Here is a 13,132-nt window from a genome sequence, read left to right on the forward strand (position 1 = left end):
AGAAGGCTCACGACAGGCCAAGCCTGCGGCTCGCTTCAAACGATAGCACAGAGGACGATCGATCATGGCGGAGAAGGTTGCAGTGGTCACCGCGGGCGGCAGCGGCATGGGGGCGGGGGCCGCGCGGCGGCTCGCGGCGGACGGCTTTCGCGTCGCGATCCTGTCGTCCTCCGGCAAGGGCGAGGCGCTGGCTGCCGAGCTCGGCGGGTTCGGCATCACCGGCTCCAACACGTCGAACGACGATCTCAAGCGCCTGGTCGACGCGGCGATGGCGAAGTGGGGGCGGATCGACGTGCTCGTCAACAGCGCAGGGCACGGGCCGCGTGCGCCGATCACCGAGATCACCGACGAGCAATGGCACACCGGCCTCGACACCTATCTGCTGAACGTGATCCGCCCGACGCGGCTGGTGACGCCGCTGATGCAGGCGCAGAAGGGCGGCGCCATCATCAACATCTCGACGGCATGGGCCTTCGAGCCGAGCGCGATGTTTCCGACCTCGGCCGTGTTCCGCGCAGGGCTCGCCGCCTTCACCAAGATATTCACCGACACCTACGCCGCCGACAACGTCCGCATGAACAACGTCCTGCCGGGCTGGATCGACAGCCTGCCGCAGCAGGACGCGCGCCGCGACGGCGTGCCGATGAAGCGCTACGGCAAGGTCGAGGAGATCGCGGCGACGATCTCGTTCCTGGCCTCGGACGGCGCGGCCTACATCACCGGCCAGAACATCCGCGTCGACGGCGGGCTGACGCGCTCGGTCTGAGGCAGGGCGCCGCGGGCCAACGAAAAATACTTAGCCAATGAGCTAACGATTATTGACGGCGTGGCGCGACGCCCCTATAGTTAGCTGCATGGCTAACCAATCATCTCGCCTCGACCAGATTTTCGCAGCGCTCGCCGACCCCACGCGACGCGCGATCGTAATGCGGCTCTGTGACGGCGAGGCGTCGGTCGGCGAACTCGCCGATCCCTTCGACATGGCGCTGCCGAGCTTCATGAAGCACATCCATGTGCTGGAGACGAGCGGGCTGGTCCAGTCCGAGAAGTCGGGCCGCGTGCGCACCTGCCGCCTCGGCCCGGACGCGCTCCTCGGCGCAGAGGACTGGTTCCAGCAGCAGCGCGCGGTCTGGGAGGCGCGGCTCGACCGGTTCGAGGCCTATGTGATGAAGCTCAAGAAAGAGAAGGAGCGGGCGGCCGCCAAGCGGCCGTCACGAACAACCAAACGGAAAGGGTCTCAGTCATGACGAGTTGTGCCAATCCCGCCTTGTCGCAATGGTCGCTCGACCGCGAAATCGTGATGTCGCGCGTGATCGACGCGCCGCGCGATCTGGTGTTCGAGGCGTGGTCCGATCCGAAGCATCTGCCGCAATGGTTCGGCCCGAAGGGATTCAAGATCGAGACCTTCGAGATCGACGTGCGGGTCGGCGGCGTCTGGCGCTTCAACATGATCGGGCCCGACGGCACGGTCTATCCGAACCGCATGCGCTTCCGCCGCATCGAGCGGCCGTCTCTGATGGAGATGGATCACGGCCTCGACCAGGACGACGATCCCGGCATGTTCCGCTTCACCGTCACCTTTGCCGAGCAGAGCAACGGCAAGACCGTGCTGATGATGCGGCAGCTGGCCTCCAGCACCGAGCAGCGCGACGGCATGATCGGCTTCGGCGCCGTCGAATATGGCTACCAGACGCTGGACAAGCTGGCGGCGTATGTGGCCGGACTCAAGGCGTGAGGGTCGCCATGAACAAGTAGCTGAACTTCGTCGCCTCCTTGCTCCGGTCAAGCTGTCGGGATCGGCATCGCGCGTCTCCGCCAAGCGTTTGATCACGGCAAGCGATTGCTGCTGTGCATGACGCATTCTTGATCTCGGGCGGCGGACCGGACACGAATGCGGCCCCGGCGGGAGTGGAGGACCCGCCGAGGCCGCTTTCACATGATCAGGAAATCGATCGCCCGAGGCGCGCGATCGAATCAGGCTCAACGTCGCATCGTGCCGTCGGATCGTGGGGTGGTCTCGTTTCGCATGCCCGGAGGGCTGGAGGCGCCTTGTCCGCCGCGCTCCATATTTGAGTTACCTCCGCCGCCGCCGCCACCGCCCATACCGGAACTGCCTGCGCCCGTTCCGGAGGTGCCCGCGCCCGCGCCGCTGCTACCCGCGCTAGCACCGCCGCTGCCCGCACCTGCTCCACCGGCGCCCGCGCCGCTTCCCGCGCCCGCACCCGCACCCGCACCGGATCCGCCAGCACCAGCACCACCACCACCAGCGCCACCGCCGCCACCACCGCCTTGTGCGAACGCTGCGCCGACGGAGGCACCGGCCAGCACAGTGGCCGTCAAGATTGTCAGAATGGTCCTACGCATGTTGTCTCTCCTAGGGGTTTTCAATGAACAACCAATCCCGTCCGCTGAGGACCGTTCCTAAGCCCGTCGATCTTGGGGCTGCGACCTCACGAATCGTTCGGCGGTCACGATGATCTCGGGAGCCAGCGCGGCGATGTTGCGCACAGAGCTTTTCGCGCCGAATACACCGGAGGTCCGTGCATCCTCGGGTGTTTGTGCCACCGACACGTAGATCGATTCCTGCCGGGTTGTGATGAAAGACGTCGCCGGCGATCAGGACGCGGTCGCGCTCGCGCCAGAGCGAGACGTGCCCGCGGTATGGGCCGGCGTCGCATTCTCGAGGCCGAGACGATCACATTGACGATTGCGAGCTGCCGATTGGGAATGTCCGCGGCGATCTGCCGCGTGTTGTTGTTGCGCTCGATGTCGAATTCGGGTTTTTCCGTTTCGGCTGCGGAAGAGCGAGGAAACTGCGTCTGGGCAGGCCCGGCGCAAATGCGGCCGGTGGCATTTATGCCCTCAGCCGTCTCGCACATTGGACGTTAGGAACGATCGATGCCTCCCGGCTTTGGCAGTGATGGCGCATATGATTTTCAGTGACTATCGCGGTTCCGCCCCGGAGCAGGCTTTCGGGATTGCCTGGGACTTCCTCGCGCGCACCGGCACCATCCGCGATGAGTTCGAGGCGTGCGTGTTCCTGGCGCAGCGCATGACCATGATGGTCGAGGAGGGGCTGACGAATCGAATCCGCATGGCCAATCGCGCGATCTCCGAATATCAGCGACATGTCGAAGAGGCGGATGAGGTCATCCGACTAGCCGACCGCCGTGCCGGAGGGAGTTGAGCGCAGCGTCCAGAGTGCGATGATATCTGGATGAATCGCCGCGCTTCACGTTGCCGCATGATCCTTCCTAAAAGCCCCTTTGCACTTCCGGATCATGCTTCGGCCGATTGCCGCCGTCATTCCTTCGCTTCGTCCGCAATGATCTCGCCGAGCTTCTGCCAGCGCTGGCCGTCGAACTGTACCATCTGGAACTGCTTGTTGACCCGATAGTCGGTCGGCGAGGTCGTGACCGAGATCCCCGGCAGCGTCAGGTCGAGTTCGACGTTCTTCAGGCTGGCGGCCTGCCGCATCACGTTGTCGCGGGTGAGATCGTCGCCGCATTGCTTCAGCACCTGCACCAGGAGCTGCGCGGTGATGTAGCCGTAGACGTTCAGGTTCGAATCTTTGTCGCCTTCCGGGTAGTACTTGGCCATGAAGGCGAGATAGCGCTTCATGCCGGGATCGTCCTTCCATTCGGGGTCGGCGGCATCCTTGACGTAGCCGACGCTGATGACGCCCTTGGAGTTGTCGAGCCCTGCGGGCTTCAGCACCGCGCTGACTGAGGAGGCGTTGATGTCGATGATGTGCAGCGCCTTCCAGCCGATCTCGGCGACCTTCTTGATCGCCTGCGCGGCCTGCTTCGGCGTCGTCGCGCTGAACAGCACGTCGGCGCCCGCATCCTTCAAGCGCAGGATCTGCGAGTCGATCGTCGGCTCGCTGATCTCGTAGGACGTCTCGGCCACGATCATCGTCGCCTTGTCGCCGAGGCCGGCCTTGAGGCCGGCCAGGTAATCCTTGCCGAGATCGTCGTTCTGGAAGAGCACGCCGATCTTGGCGTTCGGATGGTTCTTCAGGAGGTACTGCCCATAGATCCGGCCCTCGACGAGGTAGGAGGGATTGAAGCCCATGGTCCAGGGAAAATTCTTCGGGTCGGTGAAGCGTGCGGCGCCGGTGGCGGCGAACAGCTGCGGGATTTTCCTGGCATTGAGATATTTCTGGACGGCGACGTTCGGCGCGGTGCCAATGATCTGGAACGTCAAGAGCACTTCGTCGCTTTCGACGAGCTTGCGGACCTGCTCCACCGTCTTCGGCGGCGAATAAGCATCGTCATATTGGATCAGATCGATTTTGCGGCCGTTCACGCCGCCCTGATCGTTGATCATCCTCATATAGGCGGCCTGGGTCTTGCCGATCACGGCATAGGCCGAGGCAGGCCCGCTCAGCGGCACGGTCTGACCGACCTTGATCGTGGTGTCGGACGCGCCGGCATCATACTTCTTTTGCGCCTGCGCCCCCGTGACCGAGAGCAGAAGCGCGGAGGCCGCGAGGCATGTCGTGACGAGGTTTTTCATGTCGGTTTCCCCTGCAATTCTCATTCGCCCTTGAGGCCGGCGTCGCGGATCAGCTTGGTCCATTTCTGCGTCTCGGCATCGATGAACTGGCCGAACTCGGCGGCGGTGCCTGGGCGTACTTCGAGGCCCTGGGCGGTCAGCTTGTCCTTGATCCCTGGTTCGGCGAGCGCCCGCAGCACTTCGGCCTGGAGCTTGTCGACGATGACGCGGGGCGTCGTCGCCGGCGCCATGAAGCCGTACCAGCCCGCGGCCGCGACGTTGGGAAAGCCCTGCTCGCGTAGTGTCGGCGCTTGCGGGTAGAGCGCGCTGCGCTCGGGCGAGGCGACGCCGAGCACGGTGAACTTGCCGCTCTGGATGTAGGGCAGGGCAGTCGGCAGCGCGGTCAGCGTGGCGTCGACGCGGCCCGCGAGCAGCTCGGTGTAGGACGCCGCATCGCCCCGGAACGGGATGTTGAGGCCCTTGACGCCGGCATCCCGGAACAGGAGCTCTCCAGCCAGATGCGGCTGCGAACCGGCACCGGGCGAGGCGAAGGTGAGGCCGTCGGGCTTGGCTTTGCCGTAGGCGATCAACTCCGGCAACGTCTTGAACGGCGCGTCTGCGCTGATGATCAGGAACAGCGGTGCGATCACCGCCATCGCGACCGGCTGCAGCTCCTTGCGCTCGTAGGTCAGCTTGCCGAACAATGCTTCGGCGGTGGCGTAGGGTGCCGCGACGTAGAGGATGGTGTAGCCGTCGCCCGGCGCATGGGCGACCATGTCGTTGGCGATGCGCGTGCCGGCCCCCGGCTTGTTCTCGACGATGAATTGCTGACGCAGGCTGCGGCCGAACTCTTCGGCGAGCAGGCGCAGCGAAATGTCGTTGGATCCGCCGGGCCCGTAAGGCGAGATCAGGCGCACCATGCGCGATGGCCAGGCGTCCTCGGCATGAGCCGTCATGCCTGACCCGACTGCCAGCCCGCCCGCGATTGTGCCCAGCAGGGCCCGCCGTGTGACCTTGAACGATGTCACTGTTGTCTTCCTCCCTGTTTTTGTCGCTCTTTATTTGTCGGTCTTGCGACCTCAGATCACCTTTCGCTGGGTGAGCTGCTCGATCCTGGCGTCCGAAAGGCCGAGCCAATCCCGGTAGACCTCGTCATTGTCCTGGCCGACGTCGCCCGCGGCATGGCGCAAGCGCGCGGGATCGACGGTGAAGCGCGGCACGGCATTGCTCATGGCGACCGTGCCGAAATCCCGGTCGGCAACGCGCGTGATCACCTCGCGGGCCTTCACTTGCGGATCGTCGGCGATCTGATCGATCGAATAGATCGGGGCGAGCGTTCCCTGCGCGGCGTTGAAGCTGGCGAGCACCTCGTCGAGAGGATGCGCGGCGCACCAGTCAGCAAAGATGTCGTTGAGCTCGGCGGCGTGCTTGACGCGCTGCTCATTGCCGGCAAACCGCGGATCTTCGATGAGGTCGGGGCGGCCGATCGCCCGGCAATTCGCTGCAAACAGCGCGTTGGTCGAACCTGCAAGCGTGACCCAGTGGTCGTCGCTGGTGCGAAACACGGCGGCGGGCGCCGAATAGCCGTTGGCGTTGCCGATGCGCTCTCGAACAGTGCCGAGCTGGTCGTGCTCGATGGCGAGGACGTCGAGCAGGCGGAACACGGCTTCGGTCAGCGCAAGATCGATCTCCTCGCCCGGCGCATGCGGATCGCGCGCCCGTTTCCACAATGCCGCGAGCACACCGACGGCGCCGAACAGGCCGCCGATCGAATCCCCGATCGGGTATCCGGGATGGGTCGGCTCGCCCTCGCTCTCGCCGGTGATGTAGGTGAGGCCGCCCATGGCCTCGAAGATGCGGGCGAAGCCCGGACGCTCGCGATAGGGGCCGTCCTGCCCGAAGGCGGTGGCACGCAGAATCACGAGGCGTGGCTGGATCGACCACAGCACCTCTTTGGACAGGCCCCAGCGATCCAGCGTTCCGGGGCGAAAATTCTCGATCAGCACGTCGAAGCGCGGGAGGAGCTGCTTGAACAGCGCAAGCCCGTCCGGCGTGCGCAGATCGAGGGTGGCGAACTTCTTGTTGCGGTTGGCGGCCTTCCACCACAGCGGCTTGCCGTCCTTGAAGGGCGGAAACGACCGCACCCCGTCGCCGTGCCCGGGCATCTCGATCTTGAGCACGTCGGCACCGTAGTCGGCCAGCAGCGTGGCGGCGAACGGCGCGGCGATGATCGTCGCGATGTCGAGAACCTTCAGTCCTTCGAGCGGTCCAGCCATGTCATGTCCCGGCGCTTGTGATCTTCTTGGTTTTGCGCGGCGGCGTTGCAAGTTCGGCCTGCCCGACGATGCTGCGGATGCTGTCGGCGAGCGCGGCGATGCGCGGACCGATCTCGCCTTCAAGCTGACCCGGTTGGAGCCGGAAGGCGGGGATGCCGCAATTGATCGAGAACGACTGCTTCGATTCGGGCGCATGAAACAGCGGCGCGGCGACGGCATGGATCGAGGCCATGTACTCGCCCCAGCAGGTGCAGAAGCCGCGGTTTTTGCATTGCGCGATCCCGGCGCGGTACTTGTCGCGGAAGGATGCCCACAGCTCGCCGTCTTCGGCGGCGATGTTCCGTTCCAGGCGCTCCGCATCGGCGGGCGGCAAGGTCGATGCCGCAGCGCGCCCCATCGCGGTCATCACCACCGGAATGGGCATGCCGATGTCGGGCACGTGGGGGCCGACATCGCCGGAGCGCGCGCTCTCGACATAGATCATCGAGGTGGCGTCGAGCAGGCCGATCGAGACCGTGCCGCGGACGCTGTGCGCCAGCTCCTGCATCATCGGCCGCGCAACCTGGCGGAATTGCATCCCGGCGAGCAGGGGATGCGCCATGCGCAGCGCGCGTGCACCGACGCGGTACTTCGCCCGCGCCGCGTCGTAGCGGAGGTAGCCGAGCTCGGCCAGCGTATGGGTCAGCCTCGCGACGGTCGGCCGCGGAATGCCCGTCAAGGATGACAGCTCCATGTTGCCGAGCAGCGTGCTCCCGGCCTTAAACGCTTCGAGCACGACGAGCCCCTTGGCCAGCGTCGTGGCGAACGCTGCGTCGTCTGCGCTGTCCGCGAGCACGGCTGCGGCGGAGGAAAGCGGATGTCGGGGCTTGGATGAGCTCGTCGGGGCCATCTCCAGATATCAGACGCTAGCCGAAAGGATGTCCAACAAATTCGACTCAAGCGCCTAAATTGTCCGATATGTGGACACCCTGTTAGGACGCCGTGTTGCCTTGGGGACAGCGCTGGAACGACCGGACACGCAAATTTTTGTCGCGGTTGCAGGTCGCGTTATGACAGTATTATTGCGATCACATGTCAGATCGATGATTTTCGGAGCGGCTCATGTTGCAGTGGCAGGCGCGGTCAAATCCCCTCGCGTGGTGGTGGGGATCCCTCACCTTTGTGAGCAGTGCCAACATCCTCGTCTGGTTCATGCTGTATCGCGAGTTCTATCCGGCGTCGCCGGGCAGCATGAGCGGAGGCTCTGACATCGGGCTGATGCTGCTGCTTTGCGCCGGTTACGTGTTCGGCTGCGCGTTCCGTTCAGTGCTGCCCCGCGCCGACGTTCAGCGCATCTGCCTGTTCGACACCTGGCTCTCGAGCGTCTTCGTCGGACGCTCAGTCGCGACCGTCGCCGAGGTCTGCTTCGCGGCGCAATGGGCCATCATCCTGCATCAGCTCGGCACCATGACCGGCGCGGAGACGGCCGTGAACATCGCGTGGGTGATCGTGCCGATCATCATCATCGCGGAATGCTTCTCCTGGTACGCCGTGGTGACCACAAACTTCCTCTACAACGCGATCGAGAACTCGCTGTGGGCGGTGACCTTCTTCCTGGCCGGCATTGCGCTGTGCCGCCTGATGCCGGAATTCCAGGGCGTGGTGCGCTGGGCGCTGATGTCAGGCGTCGTCGGCATCGCCTGCTTCCTCGCCTTCCTCATCACCGTGGACGTGCCGATGTATCTCAGCCGCTGGCGGGCAGGGCACGCCGAGGGCAATGAGTTTCTCGGCCTGGTCGAAGGCCTGCATGACGTCGCGACGCGCTGGGTGGTGACCCACGACATCGCGCATTGGAGGGGCGAGCTGACCTGGATGTTCCTCTATTTCAGCGCCGCGGTCTGGTCCAGCCTCGCGCTCTGCGCGCTCTACGCTATGGAAGGCTATCTCACGCGCTATCTGGCCTGACGGCATGGACGCGCAGATTTCGGCGTGCGGGTGTCGAACGGTGGGCTTGTGCTCACCCCGGCCGCTTTGCCCATAGAGCCTTTCAACACGAGAGTACACGAGCCTGCTGTCGACTATTCGGGCAACCCCGCACGCCTCATGCCTTGGATGAATTTCCTCATGTGCTCAGGCCGATGGAGGAACACCTGCTCGTGCAGATTCGACAGCCGCAAGGTGGGCTGCAGCGCTCGGAGCCGCGTCATCGCCTCTCGCGTCGGACGTTCACGGCCGGCAAGGGCATGGCTCATCGCCGAAACGCGCAGCGCAACCGGCCAGTCAGGCCGCATCTGCAATGCGCGGTCGGACCATGTGGCAGACTGGTCGAGGTCGCCAAGAAGGAAATGGGCAAAAGCCATCGCGCTGTAGGCGAGATGCATCAGGGGGTCGAGCGGACTGAGGCGTATGGCGTGCCGCAAGTGCTCGATCGCCACCTCGCACTCGCCCGCATAGACATTGATCCAGCCGCTGCGTTGCCAGGCCACGGCAAGGTTCGGATTCAATTTCAAGGCGTGATCGATCAGAGCAATCCCGGCCTTGATATCGCCGACGACGTGCGCCAGCGCATGTGCGCTCCAGGCGAGCGCGACGGCATCCGTGCGGCCGAGGTCCGCCGCCAGTCGCGCAAGCCGATTGGTCTCGGCCGTCTCGGCAGCGCGATCAACTACCCAGCCATTCGACTTGCGCATGAGAAAGCAGGCTGCGGCGAGCGCATGCGGCCTGGCAAATGCAGGATCAAGCTCAATCGCCCGATAGAATTGCCTTAGCGCAGCATCGTGACCGGCTCTGGTCCAGTCGTGCCAATCGGCCATGCCGCGCAGGAAGCAATCATAGGCGCTCAGGCTTTCCGTCGGCTTCTGCTTTGCGCGCTCAATTTCAGCCTGTTCCAGCCGGGGAGCGATCGCGCCCACGACGCTGTGCGCCATCTGATCCTGCAGCTCGAAAATATCATCGAGCGAACTCTCGAACCGATCTGCCCAAATGTGCTTCCCGCTTTCGGCATCAATCAACTGGCCAGTGATCCGCACGCGCTTTTCGGCCTTGCGCACACTCCCTTCCAGTACATAGCGCACGCCGATGTCTCGCCTCACGGCCCTGATATCCACCGCTCGTCCCTTGTAGGTGAAGCTCGTGTTGCGCGCGATGACAAACAGCTCGGAGAATCGAGACAATTCGGTCGTGATATCCTCGACAATTCCATCAGTGAAATAGTCCTGCAGCGGATCGCCACTCAGATTCGCAAACGGCAGGACGACGATAGATGGGAGCTCGTGAGAGGTGAGGCTCGGCGCAATCCTTGCCGCGGGGGGCGACGACGTCGCTCCCTCCTGAACCTCGCCGACGAAGCGGAATCCCTTGCGGGGAAGCGTCTTGATCAGCCGTTGTTCCTCACCACTGTCGCCAATCGCCTTCCGGGCGCCATTCAGCCGCGTCGTCAGGGCGGACTCCGACACGATCCGACCGCGCCAGATATCGGCGATGAGATCGTCCTTGCTGATGACACGGTCGCGATGGCGGATCAGAAAACAGAGGATATCGAAGACTTGCGGTGCAAGGTCGACCAGCTTGCCGCCATTCCTGAGCTCCCGGCGGTCAGTGTCCAGCGCATATTCTTCGAACCGGTACAGCAACTTGCACTCCAGCAAAGGCAGGCGACCGAGCCCGTCAAATGAAGACCAAGGTAAGGATAATGTAAGCCATTCGCAAAGCGCGGATACCGAAGGCGTGGCACAACTATCGCGATAGCGTTGCAGCAAAAAGGGCACAGCTCATGACCATTGCGCGCCGCCGACTGCTCCAACTCGCCGCGGGGATTGCCGCTCTGCCGGTCCTGGAATCGACCGCATCGGCAGATGCATATCCGGCGCGGCCGATCCGCTTGATTGTGCCGCAAGCCGCCGGAGGCGCTGCCGACATCAGCGCACGGTTGATCGGTCATTGGCTATCGGAGCGCCTCGGCCAGCCCTGCACCATCGAAAACCGGCCGGGCGGGGGCGGCAATATCGGGACCGAGGCGGTGGTGACGTCGGCGGCGGACGGCTATACGCTCTTACTGGCTGGATCGTTCAACGCTATCAACGCGACCCTTTACGAGAAGCTCAGCTTCGACTTCATCCGCGATATCGCCCCGGTCGGCGGCATCATGCGCAATCCGCTCATCATGGCGGTGCATCCCTCCATTCCGGCCGGCACGGTGTCCGAGCTGATCGCTTACGCCAAGGCTAATCCGGGCAAACTGAATTTTGGGTCGGCGGGTACTGGCAGCCCGCAGCACATGGCAGGCGAGCTGTTCAAGATGATGGCCGGGATCGACGTGGTGCATGTGCGCTATCGCGGCTCATCAGCAATGTTGGCCGACCTTCTTCGAGGCGAAATCCAGATGGCGTTCGACCCGATCCTATCATCGCTCGAACACGTCAAGTCCGGCAAGCTGCGCGCACTGGCCGTGACGACCGCGACCCGGTCTTCAGCTCTGCCTGACGTCCCTACCGTCGCAGAGACCGTGCCGGGTTACGAGTCGGTCGGCTGGGTCGGCATTGGAGTGCCCCGGCACACGCCGACCCAGATCGTCGAGCGACTCAACGCCGAAATCAACGCGGGTCTGGCGGATGCCGCCATTCAGGCCCGGCTGACGGACCTCGGCGGGGTGCCGCTACGGGGCTCCCCGGCCGAGTTCGGCATGCTCATTGCCGAGCAGACCGAGCGTTGGGGAAATGTGATCCGCACCGCGCAGATCAAATCGGAGTAGCGCGGTGTCGCCGGAGATCGAGATGTCACCGAGGTTCGATGAGGTCATCACGACGCGAGAGCGCTTGCGCGAGATCTCCAATCCGCCGAGTTTTCGTGCCAGCAACAAAGTCATCGATCACATCGACGAGATATGCCGCCAATTCATTGCGGCGTGCCCATTCGTAGTCGTGGCTTCGCGAGGAGCCGATGGACGGATCGACGTCTCACCCAAGGGCGATCCGGCCGGCTTTGTCGCGGTTCTCGACGATAAGACGCTGGCGATTCCGGATCGCGCGGGAAATAATCGCCTCGATACGTTCGAGAATTTGCTGGCGCATCCCGAGATTGGGTTGATCTTCATGATTCCCGGTCACAGCGACACGCTACGCATCAGCGGGATCGGAAAGATCGTCCGTGATTGCGCGCTCCAGACGCGCTTTGCCGTTAACGGCAAGTCTCCGAACCTGATCCTCGTCATCGAAGTAGCCGAGGTGTTCTTACATTGTCCGAAATGTGTGCTCCGCTCGAGGTTGTGGAACTCGCAGCATTGGCCCGATCGATCGACCTTGCCTTCGCTCGCCCATGCGATCGTGACACACGCCAAATCAGGGGAGACCGAAGCGGATGTCCAAGCGGTCATCGATCACGGAATTGCCAATCTCTACTGAGGCAATTCAAGTTCGGCGTCCCGACCTGGGCCAGCTCCGCGTGATGATCGCGACCAGCTTGAGGACATCCCGGGGTCCCCATGGCGTTTCCTAAGCTTGTCGTTGATTGATCGGTGTTGACGGTCAGGCCGGTTCGGCGACCACCCTGTTGCGCAAGGTGCCGATGCCGGAGATCTCGACTTCGACGCTGTCGCCCGGGCGCATCCACAGCGGCGGCGTGCGCTTGGCGCCGACACCGCCCGGCGTGCCCGTGACGATGACGTCGCCGGGCACGAGCGGGCAGATGGTGGAGATGTAGGCGATCAGCTCGGGGATGGCGGTGATCAGGAGATCCGTGGTGGTGTCCTGCACGATTTTGCCGTTCAGCCGAGTCTGCAAGGTGAGCTTCGACGGATCGGGAATCTCCTCGGTCGTCACGAGCCAAGGGCCGAAACTGCCGCTTTCGGCAAAGGTCTTGCCGGAGAGGAATTGACTGGTGTGGCGCTGCCAATCGCGGATGCTGCCTTCGTTGTAGCAGGAATAACCGGCGACGTGGTCGAGCGCGCGGTCGGCCGGGATGTGACGGCCCGCCTTGCCGATGACGAGCGCGAGCTCGCCTTCATAGTCGAAATCGTCGCTCACCTTCGGCTTGACGATGGGCCGGAGATGGCCGACCTGGCTGCAGGCGAAGCGCGCGAACAGCGCGGGCTTTTCGGTGACGGTGCGCCCGGTCTCGGCGACGTGGTCGCGATAGTTGAGGCCGACGCAGATGATCTTGCCGGGATCGGGTATCACGGGGGCGAAGGTGATGCTGTCGAGCGGATGATCGGGCGCCATGGATGCCGCCAGCCTTCCAGCCTCGGCGAGACGGCCCGCTTCGAGCAGCTGCCGCAGCGTGGTGCAGCCTGTCATCCGCGCGCCGAGATCGACGACACCGTTGTCCTTGACGGCGCCGAAGGAGGGACGGCCGTCGACGATGAAAGAAAGCAGCTTCATGGAGAT

13 protein-coding genes are annotated in these 13,132 nt (G+C 63.9%); 7 read left to right on the forward strand and 6 right to left on the reverse strand.

Annotated features, from left to right (window positions below):
- Nucleotides 1-61: 61 nt before the first annotated feature.
- The 4 genes from AC3WLX_RS22660 to AC3WLX_RS22675 all read left to right on the forward strand — a co-directional run bounded on the left by AC3WLX_RS22660 (nucleotide 62) and on the right by AC3WLX_RS22675 (nucleotide 3,187).
- The gene (locus AC3WLX_RS22660; RefSeq protein ID WP_492337906.1) at nucleotides 62-766 is read left to right on the forward strand and encodes an SDR family oxidoreductase; all 705 of its coding nucleotides are present in this window, start codon (nucleotides 62-64) and stop codon (nucleotides 764-766) included.
- 88 nt (nucleotides 767-854) lie between these two features.
- Complete coding sequence (locus AC3WLX_RS22665) at nucleotides 855-1,247, forward strand: ArsR/SmtB family transcription factor (protein WP_492337641.1); 393 nt, start codon at nucleotides 855-857, stop codon at nucleotides 1,245-1,247.
- Entirely contained in the window at nucleotides 1,244-1,735 is a 492-nt protein-coding gene (locus AC3WLX_RS22670) for an SRPBCC family protein (RefSeq protein WP_492337642.1), read from the forward strand. Before AC3WLX_RS22665 ends, AC3WLX_RS22670 begins: the two co-directional genes overlap by 4 nt.
- A 1,185-nt stretch (nucleotides 1,736-2,920) precedes the next feature.
- A complete protein-coding gene (locus tag AC3WLX_RS22675) occupies nucleotides 2,921-3,187 on the forward strand; it encodes a hypothetical protein (protein WP_492337643.1) in 267 nt (88 codons plus the stop codon).
- 116 nt (nucleotides 3,188-3,303) lie between these two features.
- On the opposite strand, the gene AC3WLX_RS22680 is transcribed toward AC3WLX_RS22675, so the two are convergent.
- Genes AC3WLX_RS22680 through AC3WLX_RS22695 form a run of 4 tightly spaced genes read right to left on the reverse strand, consistent with a single transcriptional unit; the run spans nucleotide 3,304 to nucleotide 7,662 of the window.
- Complete coding sequence (locus AC3WLX_RS22680; RefSeq protein WP_492337644.1) at nucleotides 3,304-4,518, reverse strand: ABC transporter substrate-binding protein; 1,215 nt, start codon at nucleotides 4,516-4,518, stop codon at nucleotides 3,304-3,306.
- A 20-nt stretch (nucleotides 4,519-4,538) separates the two neighbouring features.
- On the reverse strand, nucleotides 4,539-5,525 hold the full coding sequence (locus AC3WLX_RS22685) for a Bug family tripartite tricarboxylate transporter substrate binding protein (protein WP_291620373.1): 987 nt from the start codon (nucleotides 5,523-5,525) through the stop codon (nucleotides 4,539-4,541).
- A gap of 51 nt (nucleotides 5,526-5,576) precedes the next feature.
- The gene (locus AC3WLX_RS22690; RefSeq protein WP_492337645.1) at nucleotides 5,577-6,773 is read right to left on the reverse strand and encodes a CaiB/BaiF CoA transferase family protein; all 1,197 of its coding nucleotides are present in this window, start codon (nucleotides 6,771-6,773) and stop codon (nucleotides 5,577-5,579) included.
- Between the two features lies 1 nt (nucleotide 6,774).
- Entirely contained in the window at nucleotides 6,775-7,662 is an 888-nt protein-coding gene (locus AC3WLX_RS22695; protein WP_492337646.1) for an IclR family transcriptional regulator, read from the reverse strand.
- A gap of 212 nt (nucleotides 7,663-7,874) precedes the next feature.
- On the opposite strand from AC3WLX_RS22695, the gene AC3WLX_RS22700 reads away from it, so the two are divergent.
- Nucleotides 7,875-8,717, forward strand: a complete 843-nt coding sequence (locus tag AC3WLX_RS22700) for a hypothetical protein (RefSeq protein WP_492337647.1) — start codon at nucleotides 7,875-7,877, stop codon at nucleotides 8,715-8,717.
- Nucleotides 8,718-8,830: 113 nt separating this feature from the next.
- On the opposite strand, the gene AC3WLX_RS22705 is transcribed toward AC3WLX_RS22700, so the two are convergent.
- On the reverse strand, nucleotides 8,831-10,384 hold the full coding sequence (locus tag AC3WLX_RS22705) for a winged helix-turn-helix domain-containing tetratricopeptide repeat protein (RefSeq protein WP_492337648.1): 1,554 nt from the start codon (nucleotides 10,382-10,384) through the stop codon (nucleotides 8,831-8,833).
- 140 nt (nucleotides 10,385-10,524) lie between these two features.
- Between AC3WLX_RS22705 and AC3WLX_RS22710 the strand changes: the two genes are divergently transcribed.
- Together AC3WLX_RS22710 and AC3WLX_RS22715 are read left to right on the forward strand one after the other, a co-directional pair.
- The gene (locus AC3WLX_RS22710) at nucleotides 10,525-11,502 is read left to right on the forward strand and encodes a Bug family tripartite tricarboxylate transporter substrate binding protein (protein WP_492337649.1); all 978 of its coding nucleotides are present in this window, start codon (nucleotides 10,525-10,527) and stop codon (nucleotides 11,500-11,502) included.
- A 4-nt stretch (nucleotides 11,503-11,506) separates the two neighbouring features.
- Nucleotides 11,507-12,151: an MSMEG_1061 family FMN-dependent PPOX-type flavoprotein gene (locus AC3WLX_RS22715; protein WP_492337650.1), complete on the forward strand. Its 645-nt coding sequence runs from the start codon at nucleotides 11,507-11,509 to the stop codon at nucleotides 12,149-12,151.
- Between the two features lie 123 nt (nucleotides 12,152-12,274).
- Here the strand turns inward: AC3WLX_RS22715 and AC3WLX_RS22720 are convergent, their stop codons facing one another.
- Nucleotides 12,275-13,126, reverse strand: coding sequence for a fumarylacetoacetate hydrolase family protein (locus AC3WLX_RS22720; protein WP_492337651.1), 852 nt, complete (start codon nucleotides 13,124-13,126; stop codon nucleotides 12,275-12,277).
- Nucleotides 13,127-13,132: the final 6 nt, after the last annotated feature.

This window comes from Bradyrhizobium sp. FW305-F6 (assembly GCF_058782905.1).